Genomic DNA, 23506 nt, shown 5'->3' on the forward strand with positions numbered 1-23506 from the left:
GGGGCGGGGGGGCGGGCCGGCCCCGTGTGGGGGGGGGGGCGCCGGGGGGTGGGCCGGGGGGGGGCCCCCCCCCCCCCGGCCCCCCCCCCTCCCGGCCGCGGCCGACGAAAGGTGATCTCCGGAACCTCGGGCCGGGACCCGGCCCAGTCCCGACCGGTCCCGCCCAGCCCTGGGCCGTCTCCGGGCCGTCTCACGGCGGTTTCCGGGTCCGTCCGGCGCTGACCGACGGTGACGCACGGCGACCGAAAGTGACGGATTCGCTACGACGGTCCACGTCGGCGCCCGGTTCCGACCGCAGGCCGATACGGGTTTCCGTCTCCGGGTGGCCGTCAGGCAAGATGGGGTGTATCTGCCCACACATCTAATGCCGGACGGTTTCTCTTGGCTGAGTTCATCTACACCATGCGCAAGGCGCGCAAGGCGCACGGCGACAAGGTGATTCTCGACGACGTCACCCTGAACTTCCTGCCCGGCGCGAAGATCGGTGTCGTGGGCCCCAACGGTGCCGGTAAGTCCACGGTGCTGAAGATCATGGCGGGCCTTGAGCAGCCCTCCAACGGTGACGCCTTCATCTCGCCCGGGTACAGCGTCGGCATCCTCATGCAGGAGCCGGAGCTGGACGAGTCGAAGACCGTCCTGGAGAACGTGCAGGACGGCGCCGCCGAGGTCATGGGCAAGCTCAAGCGCTTCAACGAGGTCGCCGAGCTGATGGCGACCGACTACAGCGACGCGCTCATGGACGAGATGGGCAAGCTCCAGGAGGACCTGGACCACGCCAACGCCTGGGACCTGGACGCCCAGCTGGAGCAGGCCATGGACGCCCTGGGCTGCCCGCCCGGCGACTGGCCCGTGGTGAACCTCTCCGGCGGTGAGAAGCGCCGCGTCGCGCTCTGCAAGCTGCTGATCGAGGCGCCCGACCTGCTCCTCCTCGACGAGCCCACCAACCACCTGGACGCCGAGTCGGTGAACTGGCTGGAGCAGCACCTCTCGAAGTACCCGGGCGCCGTGGTGGCCGTCACCCACGACCGGTACTTCCTGAACAACGTCGCCGAGTGGATCCTCGAACTCGACCGCGGCCGTGCGCTGCCCTACGAGGGCAACTACTCCACGTACCTCGACAAGAAGGCCGCCCGCCTCAAGGTCGAGGGCCGCAAGGACGAGAAGCGCGCCAAGCGGCTCAAGGAAGAGCTGGAGTGGGTCCGGTCCAACGCCAAGGGCCGCCAGACCAAGTCCAAGGCCCGCCTCGCCCGTTACGAGGAGATGGCGGCCGAGGCGGACAAGATGCGGAAGCTGGACTTCGAGGAGATCCAGATCCCGCCGGGCCCGCGCCTCGGTTCCATCGTCGTCGAGGTCGAGAACCTCTCGAAGGCGTTCGGCGACAAGGTCCTCATCGACGACCTGTCCTTCACGCTGCCGCGCAACGGCATCGTCGGCGTCATCGGACCGAACGGCGCGGGCAAGACCACGCTGTTCAAGATGATCCAGGGCCTGGAGACGCCGGACTCCGGCGCCATCAAGGTCGGCGACACGGTGAAGATCTCGTACGTCGACCAGAGCCGCGCCAACATCGACCCCAAGAAGACCCTCTGGGCTGTCGTGTCGGACGAGCTGGACTACATCAACGTCGGCCAGGTCGAGATGCCCTCGCGGGCGTACGTCTCCGCGTTCGGCTTCAAGGGACCGGACCAGCAGAAGCCGGCCGGTGTCCTCTCCGGTGGTGAGCGCAACCGCCTCAACCTGGCGCTGACGCTCAAGGAGGGCGGCAACCTGCTGCTCCTCGACGAGCCCACCAACGACCTGGACGTCGAGACGCTCTCCTCGCTGGAGAACGCGCTGCTCGAATTCCCCGGTGCGGCCGTGGTCATCTCCCACGACCGCTGGTTCCTCGACCGCGTCGCCACGCACATCCTGGCGTACGAGGGCGACTCCCGGTGGTACTGGTTCGAGGGCAACTTCGAGTCGTACGAGAAGAACAAGATCGAGCGCCTCGGTGCCGACGCGGCCCGCCCGCACCGTGCCACGTACAAGAAGCTGACACGGGGCTGACCGTGCGGCACATCTACCCCTGCCCCCTGCGCTGGTCGGACATGGACGCCTTCGGGCACGTCAACAACGTCGTCTTCCTGCGGTATCTGGAAGAGGCGCGGATCGACTTCATGTTCCGGCTGGCGCCGGGGGACGGTTCGCCGTCGTTCTCCGGCGGGTCCGTGGTGGCCCGGCACGAGATCGACTATGTGCGCCCGCTGGTGCACCGGCACGAGCCGGTCACCGTCGAGTCCTGGGTGACGAAGATCGGCGCCGCGTCGCTGACCATCGCCTACGAGGTGAAGGACGAGGACCAGGTGTACGTACGGGCGTCGACGATCGTCGTCCCGTACAACCTGGAGGCGCAGCGGCCGCGGCGGATCACCGCCGAGGAGAAGTCCTTCCTCCAGAAGTATCTGGACCAGCCGGGAGCGCTCGTCGCATGACGGGGTCCCCGTTGCGGCTGGCCTTCGCCGACGCCGGGGAGGCGGCCGATCTGGCCGCCTTCCTGGCCCGGCTGGTCCACTACGACCGTGCGGCGGCCGTGCGGCTGCAGGCACGGCCGGACAGCGGTACGGAGCAGAGCCTGGCCGTCTTCGGGCGCCCGCCCTCGTTCGATGTGCTGGCCGTGCGGACGGCGCGGCTCGCCGCCCCCGCGGATCTGGACACCACCGTCTCGGCGGGTGAACTGCTCGAATCCGTCGACGAGCAGGGCGCTGCGGCCACCGTCCCGGACGCGGTGACCGGCCCTCCGTGGGCCGGTCTGCTGCCGCCCCGCAGCGGCTGGCGCCGGCTTCCCGGGCTGCCGTCGCCCGACGCGCTGCACTCCGCCGTCGCGGCTGTCGTCGCCGAATTCCGGGTGCGTACCGAGGAGTTGCCGGCCGCGCACCGTACGCGGGCCGAACTCGACCGGATAGGGCGGGAGATCTGGTCCCGGCCGGTCGGTGACACCGCCCTCCCGGTCCGCGCGGCACACGCCGCCCAGTCGCTCGGCTTCCTCCGCCCGGTCCGGGTCGCCGTCCCCGACCTGCCCGGCGGGGCCGCCCGCCCCGGCCCGTACACGCTGCTCGGTGCGGGCTCCTGGCTCCGGCTGCGCACCCCGTACGGTTCGACCGCCGTCCGGCGGGCGTCCGCACTGGGCGGGCTGAGCGTCACCCCGGCGTAGGGCAGCCGCCGCCCCGGAGTTGCGGGACGGGAGTTGCCGTACGGGAGTTGTGGGACGGGAGTTGCGGGGCGGGCCTCAGCCCTCGGTGTTCACCATGGAGGCCGCCGCGTAGGTCAGATACTTCCAGAGCTGCTGCTCGTGCTCCTCCGCCAGGCCGAGTTCGTCGACCGCCGCCCGCATGTGCTTCAGCCAGGCGTCATGGGCCGCCCGGTCCACCTGGAAGGGCGAGTGGCGCATCCGCAGCCGGGGGTGGCCGCGGTTGTCGCTGTAGGTGCGGGGGCCTCCCCAGTACTGCATCAGGAAGAGGGCGAGCCGTTCCTCGGCCGGGCCGAGGTCCTCCTCCGGGTACATCGGCCGCAGCAGGGGATCTTCCGCGACGCCCTGGTAGAAGTGGTGGACCAGGCGCCGGAAGGTCTCCTCGCCGCCGACCTGCTCGTAGAAGGTCTGCTCCTGAAGCGTGCCGCGCGGAATCTCTGTCACCCCTCCATGGTCGCAGACAGTACGGCGGAGGGCTGCGGCCCCAGGGCTTCCCGTCCGGTGGGCGCCTGCGCCCGCGGACTCCGCTGACCGGCCGTTCCGGGTTCGCTTCCCGTGGCCGGGCGCAGCAGAGTGGAGATATGGGTGCAGACCAGGCATTGCGGGCGGCGCTGGTGCGCGAGATCGCGGAGAGCGGCGCACTGGCGGATCCGGCCTGGCGGGACGCGTTCGCCGCGGTCCCGAGGCACCTCTTCGTGCCGTACTTCTTCGAGGACGGAGTGGGACGGCGTATGCGGCTCTGGGGCGAGGACCCTGACCTGGAGCAGCGCAGGCGCTGGCTGGAGGGCGTCTACACCGATCAGCCGCTGGCCACCCGGATCAGGGACGGCGAGCTGATCTCGTCCAGCAGCCAGCCCTCGCTGATGGCGCGGATGCTGGACGGGCTCGCGGTGCGGGACGGGGACGCGGTGCTGGAGATCGGGGCGGGCAGCGGGTACAACGCGGCTCTGCTGGCGCACCGGCTGGGCGACCCCCTGGTCACGACCGTCGATCTCGACCCGGAGATCACCGAATCGGCGCGGGCCCATCTGTCGGCCGCCGGTTACGCCCCTGCCGTCGTCACCGGGGACGGTGCGCTGGGCTGCCCCGCGCGGGCCCCCTTCGACGCGATCATCGTGACCTGCGCGCTCCCCTCCGTGCCGAGGGCCTGGCTCGCCCAGTGCCGGACGGGCGCGCGGATCCTCGCCCCGCTCGCGACCGGGCTGATCGTGCTGCGGGTGCGGGACGAGCGGCATGCGCAGGGGCGGTTCCTGCCGACGCCCGCCTACTTCGTACCGCTGCGCGGCGCCGGGCCGCAGCCGGTGCTCAGCGGTGGCGGGCTGCCGCCCAGCGTGCTCAATGACGCGCTGTTCCGCTTCGTCCTCACGCTGACGGCCGGCAGCCTCGACCCGGTCGAGGCCTACTCCTTCTGGGAGCGCGAGGGGCATCCGGAGCGGGAACGGTTCGGGGTGACGGTGAGCGGGGAGCACGAGTGGGCCTGGCTGGACGACCCCGAAGGGCCGTACGCCTGGCCGCTCGGCCCCCCGGCTCACCGGCCGGCGGCTACTGCCCCCGGTGGACCGTGATGGTCGTCCAGGCGCCCACGTGGACCCGGTCGCCCTCTTCGAGCGGGATCGGCACATAGGGCTGGATCGGGTCCTCCGCGCCGTTGACCGTGGTGCCGTTGGTCGAGTTCTGGTCGACCACCGCCCAGGAGTTGTCGGGCTGCTGGACCAGCACCGCGTGCTGGTGCGACACCCCGGGGTCCTCGGGCGGGACCGCCAGGTCGATGTCGGGGGACTCGCCCGTGGAGTGCCTGCGGCGGCCGATGGTGATCTGGCTGCCGGTGAGCGGGAGCCGCTGCTCGGGGGAGTAGGCGGGGAGGTTGAGCCCGGTGGCCTCGGGGCCGCTGCGCTGCATCATCGCCATGAAGTACTCACGGTCCGGGCCGACCGTGACCGACCAGCCGTCCGGGGCCTGGGGTGGGGACGGGGGCTGGGTGTGCCCGGCCGGCTGACCGGGTCCTTCGGGGTGTGCCGATGGGGCGTACTGGATCGGCGGGCCCGGCCGGCCGGGCCCCTGCGGGGGATGCGGCTGTGACGGCTGTGACGGATGTGACGGCTGTGGTGACTGTGACGGCTGTGGTGACTGTGATGGCTGTGGTGACTGTGACGGCTGGGGCTGCGGGGGCCGGAACTGCTGTGGCGGCTGCGGCGACTGGAACTGCGAGGGAGCCGTCCGGTCCGGTCCCGGCCCGCCCGGTCCCTGCGGCTGGGCGGAGCCCTGGCCTGGCCCCTGCCCCGGTCCCTGCGGCGGCTGGGCCTGGGACGGCGGCGGGAGCAGCCAGTCGTCCGCGCTCGGCCGCTCCGGCGACTGGGGAGGCTGCGGGGACTGATGGGCCTGCGGGGGCTGATGGGTCTGCGGGGACTGGGGCGCCCTCGGTGGCTGGGCGAACGAGGGGGGCGGCGGCGACTGCCGCTGGTACGGCGGGGGCGGGGGCGGTGGTGCGGGCCGCCCGCCGGGGGTGTTCGTCAGCGGCTCGGCAGGGCGGTTCATCTGCGAGGGCCGTGAGCTCTGGTAGTCGAACGCGTCCGGCGGCCTGGGCGGCTGCTGGGACTGGAGGCCCGGCGGCAGGTTCGGGGCCACCGGTGTGTACGAGGTCGCGGTGTTGGTGAGGAAGTTCCAGCGGCACTCCTCACAGAACGGCGCCCCGGCCTCACGCGGCGTACGGCACTGGGGGCAGATCTCCGCCTGAGCGGTGGCGTCCGGCGGGTAGCCGTAACCGGCCGCCGGGTTCCGGCCCGGCGGGGGCTGCTGGGGCGCGCCACCGCCCGTGTACGGAGGGGGCGGCTGGGGAGGCGGCGGCACGGCGCCCATGCGATGGCCGCAGACCTCGCACCAGTCGTCGGATCCCGACTGGTGTCCGTTCGGGCAGGTCGGCATGGAGTCGCTTCCCCCTCTCCTCATCCGGCCCGAAGGCCGCAAAACATCACTTTTGCTGCTTGGTGCTGCTATTTCTGTTACTTCTGCTTCTGTTACTGGTACTTCTGGCGCTTCTGGCGTTTCTGTTACTTCTTGACGCGAACTGTCTTGGTGGAGCGCGTTTCGAGGGTCATCTCGTCCGCCTCCGCCACCTTTGCCTTCAGTCGCACAGTACCGGTCGCTTCGTCGACGACGTCCACCACCTTCGCGAGCAGTTTCGCAGTGTCCGCGTTCCCCGAGGCGGCCGCAAGCTGTACCGCGCGGCCGAGCTTCGCCGTCGCTCCATCAAGATTGCCGGACTTGCGGGCATCCAGGCCTTGTTGGATGACTTGTGCCAGTTCGGCCTGGCCCGTGTAATGCGCGACCTGCGGATTGATCGAGGTCGAAGCGGCCATGTCATCCGTCCACACCGCTCGCACCAGGCCCTGCGAGAGCGTCTGCGGCGTACCCCCCGAGGGGTCGGGCAGGACGAGTGAGACCCGGGCGGCGAGCATCTCCCGGCCGATTCCGGCTTCCGGCACCTGGACGCAGACGTGGTAGTCGCGTGACTCGTCCCCCCACGAGCCGGTCGGATAGTCCCCGGCGCGCGGTCCGGCCTCGGTACGACGGCCCGTCAACTGCTCGACGCTGGGCGCCACTTGTTTGACGAATTTGATCTCCGCGCCGACCGGTGTCCAGATCCGCAGAGCGACGTCGGCGACCTCCTTGCCCATCGCGTTCTCCATCATCCGCGTGAAGTCCGCGGAGAGGCCCGAGGGGTCGGCCACGATGTCGGCGGTGCCCAGCAGCGCCGACGCGATACCGGTGACCTCCTTGACCTCCCAGTCCGTACCGACCCCGCGGGCATCACAGGTGAACCGGCCCGCCGCGGCGTCCAGCGCGGCGCGCAGGTCCTCCGGCGCCTCGTGTTCGTTGCGGCCGTCGGTCAGCAGGATGGCGTGCCGGATCCGGGGCACGGGGCCGCCCGGCGTCTGCGGGGTGTTGAGTAGCCGGTCCGCCAGCCGCAGCCAGGTGCCGATCGCCGTACCCCCGCCGGCGCTCAGCTTCCGCAGCGCCTCCTTGGCCTGGGCGCGGGCCGGAGGCCCGGCGACGGCCAGCCGCCCGTTGCCGGGGTAGATGTCCTTCGCCACATGGGTGCCCGCCACCACGGAGAACGCGGTGCCGTCCCGCAGGGCGCTGATCGCCGCCGCCGTCGCCTCCCGTGCGTTGCGCATCTTGGTCGGCGGGTAGTCCATCGACCCCGAGCAGTCCACCATGATCACCACGGCGGCGGCCGGGGCCTGCCCCTGTCCGGGCGCGGCGTCCGCACCGTCGAGTGGTGTGCCGGTGAGTGCGGAGCCGCTGGTCCCGCCGCCGGTCGAGGTGACCGTGACGATCGCGTTCACCTCACGCCCGCCCTCCGGCAGGTACTCGTTCTGGTACACATCGACAGAGAATTGCGGCACGTTGGATTTGGCGAAGTTGGCCATCTGACGGGCTCCTTGACGACAACGCGGCAATGTCAACAGAGTTGCGGAAATTTCAACAGAGTCGGCGGGACGCGGTGGCCTTTACGCATTCACGCATTCACGCATTCACGCCCACGCCCTCACGCCTCGACGCCCTCACGCCTTCACGCTTCGCATGAGGCGGATCCTGCCCTCTGCGACGGCGTGGGGAACGGCACGACGGCCACTGTTACGTTGTCGTGGCCCCCTCCGTCGAGCGCGTGGCCGACCAGTACCTGCGCACAGTGCAGGGCCCGGGCGGCCGCGTCCGGCGGAACGATCCGGGCCATCTGCTCGGCCGACTCCGCGTAGTTCCACAGGCCGTCGGAGCAGACCACCACCACGCCCGGCCGGTCGGGTGTGAAGGACGCGGTGTGCGGCTCCACTTCGTACGCGTCGGCGCCGAGCCAGCCCGTGATGGCGTGGGCCCGCTCGTCCGCGTACGCCTGGGCCTCGCCCATCAGTCCGTTGGCGACCATCTGTGCCGCCCAGGAGTCGTCCTCGGTGAGCCGGGACGGGTGGGCGGTGCGGTCGTCGGGCACCCAGTACACCCGGCTGTCGCCCACCCAGCCGACGACGAGCAGTTCGTCCAGGGTGAGGGAGGCGACCAGGGTGCAGGCCGGGGCGTTCTGGTGGCGGTGCGAGGCGTGCTCCCTCGCCCCGGCAGGCTCCGCCGCCAGCGCGTTGACCGCCTCCGAAGCGGCGATGATCGCCTCGTGCAGCGCCTGCTGGGGGTGGGTGCCCGCGGGCAGGGAGACCAGCAGCGCCGCATTGGCCGCAGCCGCCGCTGCGGCCGATGCCTCGTCGGGCCGGGTGGCGGACGACACGCCGTCGCAGACGATCGCCACGGTGGCGGCCGAGCCGTCCGGCAGGTCTACCGACGACACGGCGAACGCGTCCTCGTTGCGGTGGTGGCGCAGCCCGCGGTCGCTCACCGCGGCCACCGCCGCCAGCTCCTGCTCCATGTGATCACGCTCGCGGGGCTGGGCGTGGCCGCAGTTCTCGCAGTATCCGTCCCCGTCGATCCGGCCGGTGCGGCAGGCGACACAGAGCTTCACGCCCTCCGCGGGGGCGGCGGGCGGCACGGTGCCCGCGGCCCGGGGGTCCGGGGCGGACAGCGCGTACTCCTCGGGCGACGGCGGGCCGTCGAGCCTTGCACCCGCGGGCAGTTCACCGCCGTCCGACGTGGTGCCCGGCACATCGGACCCGGCCTGGACGGGCGCCGCGTGGCCGGAACCGTCCTGGCCGTTCGCGGCCGGCCACGCGGTGTGCGGGGCGCCGGCGGGGCCCGTGCCGCGGGCGGTGTCGGCGGGGCGCCCGTCCGGCGGCTCGGGCACCGCCGACAGGTCGTACCCGCACGCGCCGCAGAACAAGTCGCCCGGCTCCAGCGGCTCCTCGCAGCCGGGGCACACGGCCAGATTCGTCTGGGACATCAATTCACACCCACGTCCGGGGGCGGAAACGGTTGGCCCGCTCCACCAGGTCGATCCTCTCCTCGCCGCGCTGGGCGAGCCGGGCGAGTACCCGGTACGAGCGTTCGAGTCCGAAGCGCAGGCCACGCTCGTCGAGTGGACTGCCGAGCAGAGTGGCGGAGTGCGCCATCTGACCGTTCCGGCTACCGGAGAGTACCCAGTCCAGCGCGGTGCCCAGTACTTCGGTGGTGAGCTGCTCCCGTTGCACGGCGTCGAGGCCGAACTCCTGGAGCGCCGCCACCTGGTCCGCGGCCGACCGCAGATCGTCCGCCAGCGGGTCCGTCGGGACACGGTGGCGCAGCCGGGCGCGGACCGCGGCGACGCGCGCCGCCGTGTAGTGGATGGACGCCTCGGGGACCGACTCCAGAGTGCGCACCGCCGCCGTACGGTCACCGGCCGCGAGCTCCACCCTGGCCAGGCCGAACGCCGCGCTGACATAGCTGGGATCGGTTATCCACACCAGGCGGTAGTACTCCGCCGCGTTGTCCAGCTGGCCGAGCACCTCCGCGCAGACACCGAGTGCCAGCTTCGGCGCGGGCTCGCCGGGAAAGGCGTCGTAGACCGCGTCGAAGGAGAGCGCCGCGGTCTCCCGGTCACCGGTGACCAGCGAGGCCAGACCGCGGTACCAGACGACCCGCCAGTCGTGGGGGTACTCGCTCTCCAGAGCTGTGATCATCCCGGCCGCGGTGTACGTGTCCCGGTTGTCCAGCAGGGCCCGCGTCTGACGGAGACTGCGTTCGAGCGACGGAGTCGGTGCCGACTCCAGCGCGGCGATCAGCTCACCGGGCGCCGCGGCCATCAGGCCTGCCAGCAGACCGGCGTTCGGGTCGTGAGGGTCGATGCGCGGTACGGGCAGAGCCAGCGCGGTGGCGCCCGCGTCGAGACCGGCCAGGAATCCGCCGGGGCTGCCTGCCGCCGGGCCTGCGGGCGACGGAGCCGCCGCTTCCTGCGGATGCCGGGCGGGGAGGCTGGTCTGGGCCGGAACGAATGCGACGGCGGGGTCCGCGGCGGGCGCGGAGCCGTGGGCCGCGGGCCCGGATGCGGAGTTGTGGGCCGTGGGCCCGGAGAGCCGGCTGCTCCCCTGGCCCGCGGGCCCGGAGAGCCGGCTGCTCTCGCCGGTGCCCCGGCCGCTCCGGCCGCCCAGGACCGCTGAGCCCCTCCCGCGGCCGCCGGGCCGTCGGCGTGCGCCGAGCAGGGACGCGTCCCCGGTCAGCTCGGTGAAGAGCGCGGTGTCGGTGACCCGCACCTCGGGCCCGAACAGCGTCGAGAGCGAGGGCCGCGGCCGGCCTGTCTGGACCGAGACGACCTCCCGCAGCACCCCGGTGAGCTGCTCCGCCATCTCGGCGGCCGATGCGAACCGGCGGGCCGGGTCCGGGTCCGTGGCCCGGACGAGCAGTCGGTAGAACGACTCGTACCGCCGGAAGACCTCGATGTTGTCCGGGTCGGGGAGGCTGTCCGCGAAGACATTCGTGTAGCCCTGGAAATCGAAGGTCAGCACGGCCAGGGTCCGCGCCACCGTGTACAGGTCGGAGGCGACCGACGGCCCGACCTCGGCGACCTCGGGCGCCTGATAGCCGACCGTGCCGTAGATGGCCGACTCGTCGTCGTCCATCCGGCGCACCGCACCCATGTCGATGAGCTTCAGCTGGTCCTGCTGCTGTATCGCGTTGTCGACCTTGAAGTCGCAGTACAGCAGGGCCCGGCTGTGCAGATGGCCGAGCGCCTCCAGGGCCTCGATCCCGTACGCGCACGCCTGCTCCACCGGCAGCGGGTCCCGCCTGCCCGACGGGCCGCGCCGCTCGTTGGCGATCTCCTTGAGCGACTTGCCGCCGACGTACTCCATGACGATGTAGCCGTCCATGGAGCCGGTGCGCTGGTCGAGGTGTTCCACGAAGTTGTAGATGCGCACGATGTTGGAGTGCTCGATCTCCGCGAGGAAGCGCCGTTCGGAGATGGCCGCGGCCATCGCGTCCTGGTCGCCGGTGTCCAGCAGGCCCTTGAGCACCACCCACCGGTCGGAGACGGCGCGGTCGACGGCGAGATAGACCCAGCCCAGACCGCCGTGGGCCAGACAGCCCACCACCTCGTACTGCCCGTGCACCACATCGCCGGTGTCCAGCTTCGGTACGAACGAGTAGGGGTGGCCGCACTTGGTGCAGAACCCCTCCGTGCGCCCGGCCCGCGCACCCCGCGAACGGCCCACCTGGGCACCGCAGTCGGTGCGTGAACAGAACCGCTTCCGCTCCGGCACCTCGGGGTTGGCCATCACCGCCGACTGCGGGTCGGGGCGGGGCACATCGGGCATCGAGACGAGACCGGCACCCAGCCGGTTGCGGCTCGAAGAACTCGCCGATGCCCCCGAGCTGCGTACCGACACCGAACGCCCGGACCCCTGACCGGACAGCGAACGCGAGAGCCGCCCGGAGACCGACCTGCGGGACGTGGACGAGCGGGATGTCGATGAACGGGACGTGGACGAGCGGGACGCCGATGAACGTGACGCCGATGAACGGGACGCCGACCGCGAGGACGAACCCGGGCCGCCCTGCACCGACGCCCCGCCCCGCACCGAAGCGCTCCCGGAGCGGGCGCTGTCGCTCCCGCGGGCGCCCCCGGCGATCCCGGTCGGCGGGGAACTCACCAGCCCGTTGGGCGACACCACCGGCGCCAGGCCGCAGGTGCCGCAGTACAGCTCGCCGCCGCCCATGTCCTCATAGCTGCCGTCGCACCCGGGGCGCTGGCACTCCTGCTGTTCGCTCATCCCGCATCCCTCACGCGTTCCCCCTGTGGTCGGCGGGCCCGGCCTGCCTCGGGACCAGGACCTCCGCCGTTGCCTGCTGATAGCGGAGCACCGCCTGTTCGGCGACGCGCAGATCGCACGGCGCGCTCCAGAGCATTCTGCGGGCCGCGTCGTACCGCTCGATCAGCAGGGGATCCTCCGCCATCCCGTGCCTGGCGACCTTCGCCCGGTACGCGTCCAGCCGGCCCCGCAGCTCCGCGCGGACGGCGAGCGGCGCGGTGACGGCGGACAACGAGTCACGGGCGCGCCGCAGTTCGTCGTCGGCCTCCCTTTCGAGGGATTCCAGGAGCGGCGAGAGCCGGTGCCACTGGGCGTGCCTGCGGTACTCGGCGGCGGCCCGCAGCTGTTCCTGGAGCACCGTCGACGGGCCGCTCACCGCGGGCACCTCGGACGCGGCGATCTTCGCCAGCACCTCACCGCGCGCCGACCGGGCCTCGGTGAGCGTACGGTCCGCGCGGGTCAGTACGTCCCGCAGCCGCAGCAGCCGCTGCTCCGCGTCCTGGCGGACGGTGAGCACCGCGTCGATCTCGCGGCGGATCTCCTCCAGTGCGCGCGCCGCCCGGTCGTAGCGGTCGGTGTCGGCGCGTCCGCCGCCCGGGGCCGAACTGCCCTGGGTGGGGCGCCAGTAGGCCAACGGGTCGGATATCACCCCGGCGCGCAGCGCGGTCAGCTCCTGGGTGATCGACTCCAGGTCGTCGCCTGCCGGGTGCTCACCGGGGCGTACGCCGACCGAGTGCGCCAGCGAACGGGTACGGGCCAGCTCCGCCGCGAGCAGGTCGATCCGGGCGGGCAGGGCCGACCACACCGAGTCCGATGCGACGACCATGTCCAGCGACCGCGCGTACAGCTCGTTCATCCGGGTCACCAGCTCTTCGAGCGAGAACCGCTCGGTGAGCGTGGCGGGCCCGGTGAGGGAGGCCGGGAGCCGTCCGGCGGTGCTTGCCAGGGTGACGCCCCGGCCGCGCAGTAGACCGGTGAGACCGGTCAGCTCCTCCCGGCCGGGCCAGCGCCGCCTGGCGCGCAGCGAACGCGCCTCCTCCAGTGCCTTGGCGTAGGCGTCGAAGTACGTCCAGAGCAGGGTGATCGACTGCTCGGTGGCGGCCCAGCGTTCCTGGGTGACCCCGGTCAGCTCGGCGCCTTCGAGGAGCCGGCGCCCGGCGTGGTCCTGGAGGGCGAGGAGCGAGGTCTCTATGGCCTCGTGCTCCGCGCCGAGCCGCGCCAGCGCACGGTCCACCTCGTCCCGGTCCATCACCTGCCCGGGGGTGCTCCCCGGCTCGCCGGAGCCGGGAGCGGAACCCGCGACGCCCATCGATCACCTCTCCGCTCCACCGGTCCGTGCGGCGTTGTCGGCCTGTGCCGCGCTGTCCGTGCCGCGCTGCCCTGTGCTGCTGATGTGTGCTGCTGTGCCGTGTTTGCTGTGCCGTGCCGTGCCGTGCTGTGCTGCGGTGCTGCCTACCGTGTCAAGTCCTGCCCGTGGCAGGGCCGTTCTACCGGTACTTCGGTGCTGGAGGGCCGGATATTCCCTTCAGGTCCGCCGACAGCCATTGCCGGTATGCCTTCATCCAGGGGCTCTGGTCGCCGCCCTGGCGGTAGCCGACCAGGACCTGGTTGATCCGGCGCACCAGATCGTCGTCGCCCAGCTTGGTCGCCACGCCGTAGTACTCGGTGGTGAACGGGCTGCCCTTGAGATCGACGGCCGGGTCCTGCGCCGCCTGACCGGCCGCCAGGGCGTTGTCCGTGACCACCGCGTCGACCAGGCCCAGTTGGAGCTTGACCAGACAGTCCAGCTGGTTGGGGACGGTGCGCTGCTCGGTCGCGGTGTCGGCGAAGACCGCACCGTACGACTTCGACTTCAGCGCGTCGTACGCCGTCGAGCCGGTCGCCGTGCAGACCTTCTTGCCCCTGAGTGTGTCGTTGTACCCGGTGATCGTGGAGCCCTTGGGTGCCAGGACCTGCTGCCCGGCCTGGAAGTACGCGGTGGAGAAGGCGACTTGCCTGATCCGCTCGCAGTTGATCGTCATTGTCCGCACGACCATGTCGACCTTGTTCTCCTGCAGCGCCTCGACCCGCTGGTTGGTGGGGATGGCGCGGTAGATGACCTTGTCCTCGCTGCCCAGGATGTTCTTCGCGATGGCCCTGACGAGAGCGATGTCGAAGCCGTCCAGCCTGCCGGTGGCCGGGTCCCGGTAGCCCCAGCGGTAGCTGTTCTGGTCGACACCGACGATGAGATGGCCGGCCTTCTTGATCCTGTCGATGGTGGGCCCGTCGGCCCCGGACGGCGGGAGGCTCGCTTCCGGGTCGGTACAGGACTCGGCCTTGGCGGGCACGGCCTGCGCCACCTGTCCGCCACCGGTCCGCCCGCCGTCGCCGGAACCGCTGTGCAGAACGAGCGGGAGCACGGTCGCGGCGGCGGTCAGCGCACATGCCGCGGCCATCGCTGTGACGCCGCCCCAGCCGTGGAGCCTGCCGGTCCTCGGATTCAGCACGCTGTCCCTCCTCGCCCGGCCCCTGGTCACCTGTACTCCGAAAGCCTGCGGCTGATGCCGAGCCCCGCCGCTGCTGCGCCCAGCATGGCGAGGACCGCCGCACCCACCGGGAGCCCGGCCAGCGCGCCCCGTCCGTCCGACGCGGCCCGTGTGAACTCCTGCTGCTCGTGGTCGAGCGCTTGGTCGAGCGCCTTGTCCACCTGGTCGAAGGACTGGCCGGTCGAGCCCGTCCTGCCGATGACCTGCTTCAGCGCGGTGTCGTAGTCGCCGTTGTCGTCCGTACGGCGAGCTGCCGCGTGCCGTTTCCGCCAGACGGCCACGTCATCGGCGGCCGCGCCCACCGGGACGCTGCCCGCCTTGTCGTTGGCCAGGCTCTTCGCCCTGTCGAGGCCACTGACCAGGGCGGCCATGTCCCTGGTGTAGTCGGACTCGTACTGGTCGTGCTTGCCGTCCTTGGTCAGCACGGAACCGCGCGAGACCAGGGTGAGGTTCTCGTTGGAACGGGCCTTCAGCGAGCTGATCCGCGCGTCGTTGAGCACCTTCAGCGACTCCTGGCCCTGGGTCCGCGAGGTGTGCAGGTCGGAGGCGGCGACCAGATGTCCCGCCACCAGCCACAGCAGGACCGCGACCGATGCGGCGGACGCGGCCACCAGGCCGTGGTTGAACACCCGGTTGGTCCGCAGGTAGTCGCGCCGCTGGACGAGTACGAGACCGCCGAGGGCCAGGATCCCCAGCGCGGTGCCGAGGTAAGGCCAGAGCGTGGCCGAGTCGTAGTCGTCGTACAGCCGGCCCGTCTCCGCCTCGTAGAGCTTCTCGGCCGCGGGCAGCAGCTCCGTGCTCATCTGCTGGTTGGCGTACCGCAGATAGGCGCCGCCGAGCGGCAGCCCCTGCCGGTTGTTGGCCCGGGCCCGCTCCACCAGCCCTGTGTAACGCGGCAGCTGCTCGTTGAGCTGGGCGATCTGCCGCCCCGACTCCGTCGAACCGTCGGTGTGGGATGCGGCCTTCACCAGCAGCCGGGACGCCGTCGCGATGTCGCTGTCGTACCGGGCGTGCACATCCGCGGGCTCGACCGAGCCCGCGAGGAAACCGCTCGCCGCAGCGGTGTCCGCGTCGGCCAGTGAGCGGTAGATGTTCGCCGCGTCCGCGCTGAGCGGTTGGCTGCGGCTGACCACATCGTCGGCGGAGTCCGCCCGGTCGGAGATCTCGAAGGCGGTCACCGCCCCGAAGGCCACGACCAGCGCGGCCACCAGCGTTCCCATGATCCACAGCCGACCCGGCTCGGTGGTCGCGGCGGCGCGCAGCCGGTCGCGGGTCCCCGCCCAGGCGCTGCGGCGCGAAGGCGGTGCGGGCGGCCGCACGGGCGGTGCGGGCGCCGCCACGCGCGCGGGCGGCACGGGCGGAGGCGGCTGCGCGGGCGGCGGGCCCTGCACTGTGCCCCCGTTCGGCGGGTGTACCACGCGACCTCCCCCTGTCTTTCACGATGCACGATGTCATGGGACCCGGTACGCGCACCAGGATTGGCCGGATCTTGAACGATCTGCCGCCGGCCCTCCCCTGTCCGCCCCGTTCCGTCCCCCTCTGAATACGCCGCTCGGAGCAATTCGGTTCCCGTTCGAGCACTGCCGTTCGGGTGCCACCGGGGCGTCATCCGGTCGGAATCCGCACATCAGGGGCGTACGGAAAGGGGGTTGTGCTCCGCCGCGCGCCGGACACAACCCCGCCCGCCCGAAGACAACCCCCGCCCGCCCGAACACCACCCCCGCCGCACTCCGGGCCCCCGGCGCGCCCCCTCAGGCGTACTGCTCCCGCACCCGGGCGTAGGACTCCGGGGGAGCCGCGATCCGGTCGAGTCCCAGCAGGGCGGCGCCGAGCACGGGCGGTGCCGACACCACCCGGGGGACGGCCTTCGGGGCCCGCTCGGGCAGCAGTTGACGTACCCGGTCGTCCAACTGCGGGTGGCGTGCGGCCAGTACGCTCCCGCCGAGCAGCACCGGAGTCTCCTCGTCGAGCAGTCCGAGCCGGCCCAGCGCCACCGTGGCCAGCGAGACGACCTCCTCCGCCTGCCGTTCGACGACCGAGCGGGCGACCGGGTCACCGGCCGCCGCGGTCGCGAAGAGGACCGGCGTCAGCTCGTGCTTGCGCTCCGCCGGGATACGGCCCAGGTGCAGCGCCTCTATCACCGCGTACATCGTGGGCAGCCCGAACTGTGCGGGCACCGTCCGTACCAGCCCGGTGCGCGGCCCCCGTCCGTCCTCGGCGCGCGCCGCATGCCACAGCGCCTCGTCGGCCAGGCCGCCGCCGCCTCCCCAGTCGCCGGATATCCGGCCGATGGCGGGGAAGCGGGCGGTCCGCCCGTCGGGCGTCATCCCGACGCAGTTGATGCCGGCCCCGCACACGACGGCCACCCCGCGCGGCTCGTCCACACCCGCGCGCAGGATCGCGAAGGTGTCGTTGCGGACCTCGACCGCCGCGCCCCAGCCGCGCGCCTCGATGGCGGCGGCCAACTCCCGCTCCTCGACCGGGAGATCGGCGTTGGCGAGACAGGCGGAGACGAACGAGGCGTACGGCGGAACACCGGCCCCGCCCCCGGGACCGGACCCAGCCGCGACACCAGGCCCGCCCGCGATGCCAGTCCCACCTGCAACACCAGTCCCACCCGCCACACTGCCCCCGCCCCCAATACCGCCCCCCGAGCCCCCCGCCCGTACCCCACGCGCCTCCGCGACCGCCGCGACGACCGCGACAGCCAGGACGTCCACCGCGGCCTCCACCCCCACCACCGGCGGCTGGAAACCGCCGGAGCGGCCCCGGCCCAGGACGGTGCCGTCCGCCGCGATGACGGCCACGTCCGTCTTGCTGTTGCCGGCGTCGATCGCCAGCACACTTGCTGTCAGGCCCACGCGAAGTGCTCCCGGTTGTGCGCGATGAGCCGGTCCGTCAGCTCGTCGGCGTACGCGTACTGCCCGATCAGCGGGTGGGCGAGCAGTGCCCGGAAGACCCGGTCCCGGCCGCCGCGCAGCGCGGCTTCCAGGGCGAGGTCCTCGTACGCGGTGACGTTCGCGACGAGCCCGGCGAACAGCGGGTCCAGCGCGGGGACGGCCAGCGGGGTCGCACCGCTGCCGTCCACCGTCGCCTGGACCTCGATCACGGCGTCGTCGGGGAGGAACGGCAGCGTGCCGTTGTTGTACGTATTGACCACCTGGTAACGGGAGCCGCCCGCCTCTCGCCCGTCACCGCCCCTGCCCGAGGATCCGCCGGACCCACCCCTGTCACTCCTGCCGGCGCTGTCTCCGCCGAGCAGCGAGGACGCCAGGTCGACCGCCGCCTCCGAGTAGAAGGCCCCGCCCCGCTTCGCGAGCAGCGCGGGCTTCTCGTCCAGCGCCGGGTCGCCGTACATGGCGAGCAGTTCCTTCTCCATCGCGGCGACCTCGGCGGCCCGCGACGGCTTGCTCCCCAGCTCCCTGACGACCTCGTCGTGCGCGTAGAAGTAGCGCAGATAGTACGAGGGCACGACCCCGAGCCGGTCCAGCACCGAGCGCGGCAGCCGCAGATCGTCGGCGATCGCGTCGCCGTGCTCGCCGAGCAGCTTCGGCAGGACGTCCACGCCGCCGGGGCCGCCCAGGCGCACACCCCGTTCCCAGGTCAGATGGTTGAGCCCGACGTGGTCGAGGAACACATCCGACGGCGCGACATCGAGCCGCGCGGCGAACTTGCGCTGGAAGCCGATGGCGACGTTGCAGAGCCCCACCGCCTTGTGCCCGGCCTGGAGCAGCGCCCGGGTGACGATGCCCACCGGGTTGGTGAAGTCGATGATCCAGGCGTCGGGGTTGGCGCGCCGCACCCGCTCGGCGATGTCCAGCACCACCGGCACCGTGCGCATCGCCTTGGCGAGCCCGCCCGCGCCTGTCGTCTCCTGCCCGACGCAGCCGCACTCCAGCGGCCAGGTCTCGTCCTGCTGCCGGGCGGCCTGGCCGCCGACGCGCAGCTGGAGCAGGACCGCGTCGGCGTCGGCGACCCCCGCGTCGATGTCCGATGTCGTCGTGATGACACCCGGGTGCCCCTGCCTGGCGAAGATCCGCCGGGCGAGACCGCCCACCAGCTCAAGACGGTCCGCCGCCGGGTCGACGAGGACCAGCTCACCGATCGGCAGTGTGTCCCGCAACCGCGCGAAGCCGTCGATGAGTTCGGGCGTGTAGGTGGATCCGCCCCCCACTACTGCGAGCTTCATTTCAGCTAACCCTTCACTCCGGTCAGTGTGACGCCCTCGACGAATGCCTTCTGTGCGAAGAAGAAGACGAGGATCACAGGGGCCATGACCAGGACGGTCGCGGCCATGGTCAGATTCCAGTCGGTATGGTGCGCGCCCTTGAAGGACTCCAGGCCGTACGAGAGCGTCCAGGCGGCCGGGTTCTCCGAGGTGTAGATCTGCGGGCCGAAGTAGTCGTTCCAGGCGTAGAAGAACTGGAAGAGCGCGACGGCCGCGATCCCCGGCCTGGCCATCGGGACGATGACCTTCAGCAGGGTGCGGAACTCTCCGCAGCCGTCGACCTTCGCTGCGTCGATGTACTCGTCGGGGATGGTCAGCAGGAACTGCCGCAGCAGGAAGATGGAGAACGCGTCGCCGAACGCCATCGGGATGATCAGCGGCCAGAGCGTGCCCGACAGGTCCAGCTGCTTGGCCCAGAAGAGATACATCGGGATGATCACGACCTGCGGCGGCAGCATCATCATCGAGATGACGAGCATCAGCGAAAGATGCCGGCCGCGGAAGCGGAACTTGGCGAGCGCGTACGCCACGGGCAGCGACGACACCACGGTCAGTACGGTGCCGAGGCCCGCGTACAGCAGGGTGTTCCGCCACCAGGACAGGAAGCCCGGAGTGTCGAAGACCTTGCGGTAGTTGGACCACTCGAAGGTGTGCGGCCACAGGTCGCGGGTGAGCGCCTGCTGGTCGCTCATCAGCGAGGTCAGGACGACGAAGACGAACGGCAGCACGAAGAAGAGCGCCGCCGCCACCCCCAGGGCGTGCACGGCGATCCAGTGCAGCAGGTTCCTGCGGCGGGCGGCCCGCCGCGTACGGTCCGTCCCGAAGGCGGGCGCCGGTCCTGCGGCGGCATGGGCGAGCTGGGTCATGATGGTCAGTCACCTGCCTGTACGAGCCCGCTGCGGCGCCGCATCAGCAGTGCGGTGAACGCCATGGCCAGGGCGAAGAGGACGAGCGCGACCACACAGGCGGAGCCGTAGTCGAAGCGCTGGAAGCCGAGCGTGTAGACGAGCTGCGGCAGGGTCAGCGTGGACTTGTCGGGGAAGCCGGGCTGGAACTGCTGACCGGAGCCGCCGATGATGCCCGATGCGACCTTCCCCGCCACCAGTGGCTGGGTGTAGTACTGCATCGCCTGGATGATCCCGGTGACGACCGCGAACATGATGATCGGTGAGATGTTCGGCAGCGTCACGAACCGGAAGCGCTGCACCGCGGACGCGCCGTCCAGCTCTGCCGCCTCGTACTGTTCCTTCGGTACGTCGAGGAGCGCGGCCATGAAGATCACCATGAGGTCGCCGATGCCCCACACCGCGAGCATGGTGAGCGCGGGTTTCGACCAGGAGGCGTCGGTGAACCAGCCGGGCGTCGGCAGTCCGGCGCCGCCGAGGATCGAATTGACCGGCCCAGTACCCGGATTGAGCAGAAAGACGAAGGCCAGCGTCGCAGCGACCGGCGGTGCGAGGTACGGCAGGTAGAACAGGGTCCGGAAGACCCCGGCGCCCGTCTTGATCCTCGTGATCAGCATGCCGATGCCGAGCCCGAAGACCACCCGGCAGGCGACCATCACGACCACCAGCCAGAGCGTGTTGCGCATCGCGGGCCAGAAGTCCGGGTACACCGTGAAGACGTAGGTCCAGTTCGTCAGGCCGTTGAACGACGGGGCCCTGAAGCCGTCGTACTTCGTGAAGGAGAAGTAGACGGTCGAGACCAGCGGGTAGACGAAGAAGAGACAGAACCCGATGAGCCACGGCGACATGAAGGCCGCCGTACGCACCGCGGCGCGGCGGCGCTTCGAACGCGGGGTGTACGTGGTCATGGCGAGGCTACTTCGCCTTCTCGTTGTCCTTGTCGATCTGTGACGCGGTCTTCCGCAGACCGGCCTTCAGATCCTTCGCCCTGCCCGACTCGAAGTCGTATCCGAAGTCCTGGAGGGTCACCTGGTAGGTGCCGCCGTTGACCGAAGGGGGAGTGGTGGTGGAGGCCGGGTTCCGCGCGATGTCCAGAAATGTCTTCAGCCGCGGGTCGAACTTCAGCTTCGGTGACTTCAGCGCGGCCAGCGTCGACGGGATGTTGTGGATGTCGTTGGCGAAGTCCACCACCGCGTCGGTGTCGGTGGTGAGGTACTTCACGAACTCCCAGGAGGCGTTCTGCTTCTTGCTGGTCGACGCGATACCGGCGATCGTCCCCGTGATGTAGCCCTTGCCGTACGAGGCGGCCTGGTCGTCGGGGACCGGCAGCGGTGCGATGCCGATGTCCACCTTCGACTTGGCGTCCTGGGCCATCCCGAGCCGCCACTCGCCGTCGACCTGCATGGCGACCTGGCCGGTCTGGAAGGGGTGTTTGGCGCCCCACTCGTCGCCGAACGTGGCCCGGTACTTCTCCAGCTTGTTGAAGCCGCCCAGCTTCTTCACCAGGCCCTGCTGCCAGGTGAACATCTTCGCGAAGGCGGGATCCCTGGCGATGTCGGACTTGCCGTCCTTGCCGACATAGGTGGGGCTCCACTGCGCCACCAGGTGGCTTGGCGTCGACTCGTAACCGTGGAAGGTCGGCATGAAGCCGAGCTGCTGGTACGAGTCGCCCTTCGGCTTCGTCAGCTTGACGGCGTCCCGGTCGAACTCGGTCCAGGTCTTCGGGGGCGCGGTGATCCCGGCGGCCTTGAAGGCGCCCTTGTTGTAGTAGAGCGCGTACGCGTCGCTGAGCAGCGGCAGGGTGCAGCGCACTCCGTCGAACTGTGTGTAGTCCTGGAGCGGCTTGGAGAAGGTCCTGTCCAGGTCGATCCCCGACTTGGCGAGGAACGGCTTCAGATCGGCGAAGGCCCCGGACGAGCAGAACTTGCCGACGTTGTCGGTGGTGAAGGAGGAGACGACGTCGGGGGCGTCCGAACCGCCGCCCCGCAGCGCCTGGTTGATCTTGTCGTCGGTCATGTTGCCGACGACCTTCACCTTGATGTTCGGGTGGATCTTCTCGAAGCGGCCGACGTCCGCCTGGATCGCCCTGACCTCGTTCGCGGCGCTCCAGCCGTGCCAGAAGGTGATGGTGGTCCGCGCGTTGACGTCGTCGTCCGCGCTGCCCGAGCTCTGGCCCGTACAGGCCGATGCGAGCAGGGACATGGCTGCGGCAGCGACGACGGCCACGGGCAGTCGGCTGTTTCTGGGCATGACGGAATCTCCCTCTGGCGGATCTGGGGCTGTACGGGCGTACGCGCGGGTCTGCTTGCGGGGGAAGCGCGGGGCGGTAGGGGGCGAGGCGGTGCCGGGGGTTGCCGGGCCGGTCGGAGTGGGAGGGTTGCCCGGGGTTGGTGGGCCGGTCCGGGGCGGTGCCGGGGTCAGTGGGCCGAGGTGTCGAAGACCTCGTCGCGGGTGGTGGCGAGCGCGCTCTCCAGCGCCCCGCGCAGGACGGGCTGTTCCCGTACGGAGCCGAGGACGAGCCGGGGCCGGGAGGCGGCCAGTTCGGCCAGCTCACGCTGGACGAGGTCACGCAGCGGCTCGCCGCCTGCGACGATCAGATCGCCCGCGAGCACCAGGAGTTCGGGGTCGAGCACGGCCACCAGAGAGGCGAGTCCGGTGGCCACCGCGGTGGCGAACACCTCCAGGAGACGGCGGTACGGCCCTCCTTCGGCCCGTGCGGCCTCCGCGATCAGCGCGCCCGCCACCTCGGTGTGCGAACCGCTGCCGATCCCCTCGATGCCCAGCTCCCTGGCCAGCCGGGCCAGCGCCTGGGAGCCGGCCAGCTCCTGGAAGCCGCCCGCGTTGGCCTTGGTCACCTGGCGCACCAGCGGAGCGCCCGGCACCGGCATGAAGCCGACCTCGCCCGCGCCCCCGGTGAAGCCGCGGTGCAGCCGGCCGCCGAGGACGACGGCGGCGCCGACGCCCTCCTCGTTCCAGAGCAGTACGAAGTCCTCATGGCCCCGGGCGGCTCCCAGCCGCTGCTCGGCGACTGCGGCCAGATTGACGTCGTTCTCGTACTCGACGGGCATCGGCAGCGCGGCGGCCAGCTCGTCGAGCAGCGTGGGGGAGTGCCAGCCGGGCAGATGCGAGGCGTACCGCAGCCGGCCGGTGTTCGGGTCGAAGGCGCCCGGGGTGCCTACGACGACCCGGCGCAGATCGGCCCGTACCAGTCCCGCGGCCTTCGTGGCGCCGTCCAGGGCGTCGGTCACCTGCTGGACGGTGCCGGTGCCGCGCCGGCCGGGCGTCGCGAGCCGGAACTCGCCGACGGTGCGGCCGGTGATGTCGGCGACGGCGGCCCGGATGCGCTGCGGGTTCACATCGATCCCGGCGGCGTGGCCGGCCCGTGCGTTGACCGCGTAGAGCTGGGCGCTCGGTCCCGGGCGGCCCTCACTCGTGCCGGTGGCCACCACCAGCCCGGCGGCCTCCAGGCGCGCGAGGAGCTGGGAGGCGGTCGGCTTGGAGAGCCCGGTCAGTTTGCCGATCTTCGTGCGGGAGAGCGGTCCGTGTTCGAGCAGCAGGTCGAGGGCGGCGCGGTCGTTCATCGCCCGCAGCACACGGGGGGTTCCTGGAGTCGTGCCACCGGCCACGTCGTACGCACCTGCCCCTCGCGCCACTGTTAGGAAAGTTTCCAATTCGGTGCGATGAACGTAGGCCGCTGGTCAGCCGGGCGTCAATGGGCTGTCCCGGTCCGGCAACCAAAGCGTTACCTCGGTGTCCGGAACCGGTATGCGGAACCGGCACGCCGAATGGGGCCCCGCCGGGGCAGGGCGGCGGCCCGAGGGGAGGCGCCGGTCAATGGGGGGGGGGGGGGACGCCGCCCCCCCCCCCCCCGACCCCCCCGCGGGGGGGTAGAGAACCCGCGT

18 protein-coding genes are annotated in these 23506 nt (G+C 71.4%); 4 read left to right on the forward strand and 14 right to left on the reverse strand.

Features of this window, described 5'->3' with window-relative positions; translation table 11 throughout:
* The first annotated feature begins 381 nt into the window (after positions 1-381).
* Genes ettA through ACFXBC_RS07455 form a run of 3 tightly spaced genes read left to right on the forward strand, consistent with a single transcriptional unit; the run spans position 382 to position 3190 of the window.
* Positions 382-2046 carry an energy-dependent translational throttle protein EttA gene (gene ettA / locus ACFXBC_RS07445; protein ID WP_385019725.1) on the forward strand — a complete coding sequence of 555 codons (1665 nt, stop codon included), beginning with the start codon at positions 382-384 and terminating at the stop codon, positions 2044-2046.
* A 2-nt stretch (positions 2047-2048) separates the two neighbouring features.
* Positions 2049-2471, forward strand: a complete 423-nt coding sequence (locus ACFXBC_RS07450) for an acyl-CoA thioesterase (protein WP_385019727.1) — start codon at positions 2049-2051, stop codon at positions 2469-2471.
* A complete protein-coding gene (locus ACFXBC_RS07455; protein WP_385019729.1) occupies positions 2468-3190 on the forward strand; it encodes a hypothetical protein in 723 nt (240 codons plus the stop codon). Before ACFXBC_RS07450 ends, ACFXBC_RS07455 begins: the two co-directional genes overlap by 4 nt.
* Before the next feature lie 75 nt (positions 3191-3265).
* On the opposite strand, the gene ACFXBC_RS07460 is transcribed toward ACFXBC_RS07455, so the two are convergent.
* Positions 3266-3670, reverse strand: a complete 405-nt coding sequence (locus tag ACFXBC_RS07460) for a globin (RefSeq protein WP_385019731.1) — start codon at positions 3668-3670, stop codon at positions 3266-3268.
* Between the two features lie 137 nt (positions 3671-3807).
* On the opposite strand from ACFXBC_RS07460, the gene ACFXBC_RS07465 reads away from it, so the two are divergent.
* The gene (locus tag ACFXBC_RS07465) at positions 3808-4791 is read left to right on the forward strand and encodes a methyltransferase domain-containing protein (RefSeq protein ID WP_385019733.1); all 984 of its coding nucleotides are present in this window, start codon (positions 3808-3810) and stop codon (positions 4789-4791) included.
* Here ACFXBC_RS07465 and ACFXBC_RS07470 read toward each other — a convergent pair.
* The 13 genes from ACFXBC_RS07470 to ACFXBC_RS07530 form a co-directional block, all read right to left on the reverse strand.
* Positions 4769-6148: an FHA domain-containing protein gene (locus ACFXBC_RS07470; RefSeq protein ID WP_385019735.1), complete on the reverse strand. Its 1380-nt coding sequence runs from the start codon at positions 6146-6148 to the stop codon at positions 4769-4771. The genes ACFXBC_RS07465 and ACFXBC_RS07470 overlap by 23 nt on opposite strands.
* A gap of 125 nt (positions 6149-6273) precedes the next feature.
* Positions 6274-7656, reverse strand: coding sequence for a VWA domain-containing protein (locus tag ACFXBC_RS07475; RefSeq protein ID WP_385019737.1), 1383 nt, complete (start codon positions 7654-7656; stop codon positions 6274-6276).
* 143 nt (positions 7657-7799) lie between these two features.
* A complete protein-coding gene (locus ACFXBC_RS07480; RefSeq protein ID WP_385019739.1) occupies positions 7800-9107 on the reverse strand; it encodes a protein phosphatase 2C domain-containing protein in 1308 nt (435 codons plus the stop codon).
* Positions 9108-9111: 4 nt separating this feature from the next.
* Positions 9112-11907, reverse strand: coding sequence for a tetratricopeptide repeat protein (locus ACFXBC_RS07485; RefSeq protein ID WP_385019741.1), 2796 nt, complete (start codon positions 11905-11907; stop codon positions 9112-9114).
* Positions 11908-11917: 10 nt separating this feature from the next.
* Positions 11918-13255, reverse strand: coding sequence for a hypothetical protein (locus ACFXBC_RS07490; protein ID WP_385019743.1), 1338 nt, complete (start codon positions 13253-13255; stop codon positions 11918-11920).
* 178 nt (positions 13256-13433) lie between these two features.
* Positions 13434-14381, reverse strand: a complete 948-nt coding sequence (locus ACFXBC_RS07495; protein ID WP_385019795.1) for a glutamate ABC transporter substrate-binding protein — start codon at positions 14379-14381, stop codon at positions 13434-13436.
* Between the two features lie 77 nt (positions 14382-14458).
* Positions 14459-15889, reverse strand: a complete 1431-nt coding sequence (locus ACFXBC_RS07500) for a hypothetical protein (protein WP_385019745.1) — start codon at positions 15887-15889, stop codon at positions 14459-14461.
* A gap of 333 nt (positions 15890-16222) precedes the next feature.
* Positions 16223-17332, reverse strand: coding sequence for an N-acetylglucosamine kinase (locus tag ACFXBC_RS07505; RefSeq protein ID WP_385019747.1), 1110 nt, complete (start codon positions 17330-17332; stop codon positions 16223-16225).
* Positions 17323-18660, reverse strand: coding sequence for a 6-phospho-beta-glucosidase (locus ACFXBC_RS07510; RefSeq protein WP_385019749.1), 1338 nt, complete (start codon positions 18658-18660; stop codon positions 17323-17325). Before ACFXBC_RS07510 ends, ACFXBC_RS07505 begins: the two co-directional genes overlap by 10 nt.
* A gap of 5 nt (positions 18661-18665) precedes the next feature.
* Entirely contained in the window at positions 18666-19565 is a 900-nt protein-coding gene (locus tag ACFXBC_RS07515; RefSeq protein ID WP_385019751.1) for a carbohydrate ABC transporter permease, read from the reverse strand.
* A 5-nt stretch (positions 19566-19570) separates the two neighbouring features.
* Positions 19571-20512 carry a carbohydrate ABC transporter permease gene (locus tag ACFXBC_RS07520; RefSeq protein ID WP_385019753.1) on the reverse strand — a complete coding sequence of 314 codons (942 nt, stop codon included), beginning with the start codon at positions 20510-20512 and terminating at the stop codon, positions 19571-19573.
* A gap of 7 nt (positions 20513-20519) precedes the next feature.
* Complete coding sequence (locus ACFXBC_RS07525) at positions 20520-21854, reverse strand: ABC transporter substrate-binding protein (RefSeq protein ID WP_385019755.1); 1335 nt, start codon at positions 21852-21854, stop codon at positions 20520-20522.
* A gap of 167 nt (positions 21855-22021) precedes the next feature.
* Entirely contained in the window at positions 22022-23185 is a 1164-nt protein-coding gene (locus ACFXBC_RS07530; RefSeq protein WP_385019757.1) for an ROK family protein, read from the reverse strand.
* Positions 23186-23506: the final 321 nt, after the last annotated feature.

The sequence above is a fragment of the Streptomyces sp. NPDC059398 genome, assembly GCF_042751845.1.
In the GTDB taxonomy this organism is placed as follows: domain Bacteria; phylum Actinomycetota; class Actinomycetes; order Streptomycetales; family Streptomycetaceae; genus Streptomyces.

Coding starts and splice junctions, on each gene's coding strand:
- ACFXBC_RS07495 (WP_385019795.1), bottom strand. CDS start 14,381: ATGGCCGCGGCATGTGCGCTGACCGCCGCCGCGACCGTGCTCCCGCTC.
- ACFXBC_RS07470 (WP_385019735.1), bottom strand. CDS start 6,148: ATGCCGACCTGCCCGAACGGACACCAGTCGGGATCCGACGACTGGTGC.
- ACFXBC_RS07455 (WP_385019729.1), top strand. CDS start 2,468: ATGACGGGGTCCCCGTTGCGGCTGGCCTTCGCCGACGCCGGGGAGGCG.
- ACFXBC_RS07515 (WP_385019751.1), bottom strand. CDS start 19,565: ATGACCCAGCTCGCCCATGCCGCCGCAGGACCGGCGCCCGCCTTCGGG.
- ACFXBC_RS07510 (WP_385019749.1), bottom strand. CDS start 18,660: ATGAAGCTCGCAGTAGTGGGGGGCGGATCCACCTACACGCCCGAACTC.
- ACFXBC_RS07475 (WP_385019737.1), bottom strand. CDS start 7,656: ATGGCCAACTTCGCCAAATCCAACGTGCCGCAATTCTCTGTCGATGTG.
- ACFXBC_RS07520 (WP_385019753.1), bottom strand. CDS start 20,512: ATGACCACGTACACCCCGCGTTCGAAGCGCCGCCGCGCCGCGGTGCGT.
- ACFXBC_RS07525 (WP_385019755.1), bottom strand. CDS start 21,854: ATGCCCAGAAACAGCCGACTGCCCGTGGCCGTCGTCGCTGCCGCAGCC.
- ACFXBC_RS07465 (WP_385019733.1), top strand. CDS start 3,808: ATGGGTGCAGACCAGGCATTGCGGGCGGCGCTGGTGCGCGAGATCGCG.
- ACFXBC_RS07530 (WP_385019757.1), bottom strand. CDS start 23,185: ATGAACGACCGCGCCGCCCTCGACCTGCTGCTCGAACACGGACCGCTC.
- ACFXBC_RS07480 (WP_385019739.1), bottom strand. CDS start 9,107: ATGTCCCAGACGAATCTGGCCGTGTGCCCCGGCTGCGAGGAGCCGCTG.
- ACFXBC_RS07490 (WP_385019743.1), bottom strand. CDS start 13,255: ATGGGCGTCGCGGGTTCCGCTCCCGGCTCCGGCGAGCCGGGGAGCACC.
- ACFXBC_RS07485 (WP_385019741.1), bottom strand. CDS start 11,907: ATGAGCGAACAGCAGGAGTGCCAGCGCCCCGGGTGCGACGGCAGCTAT.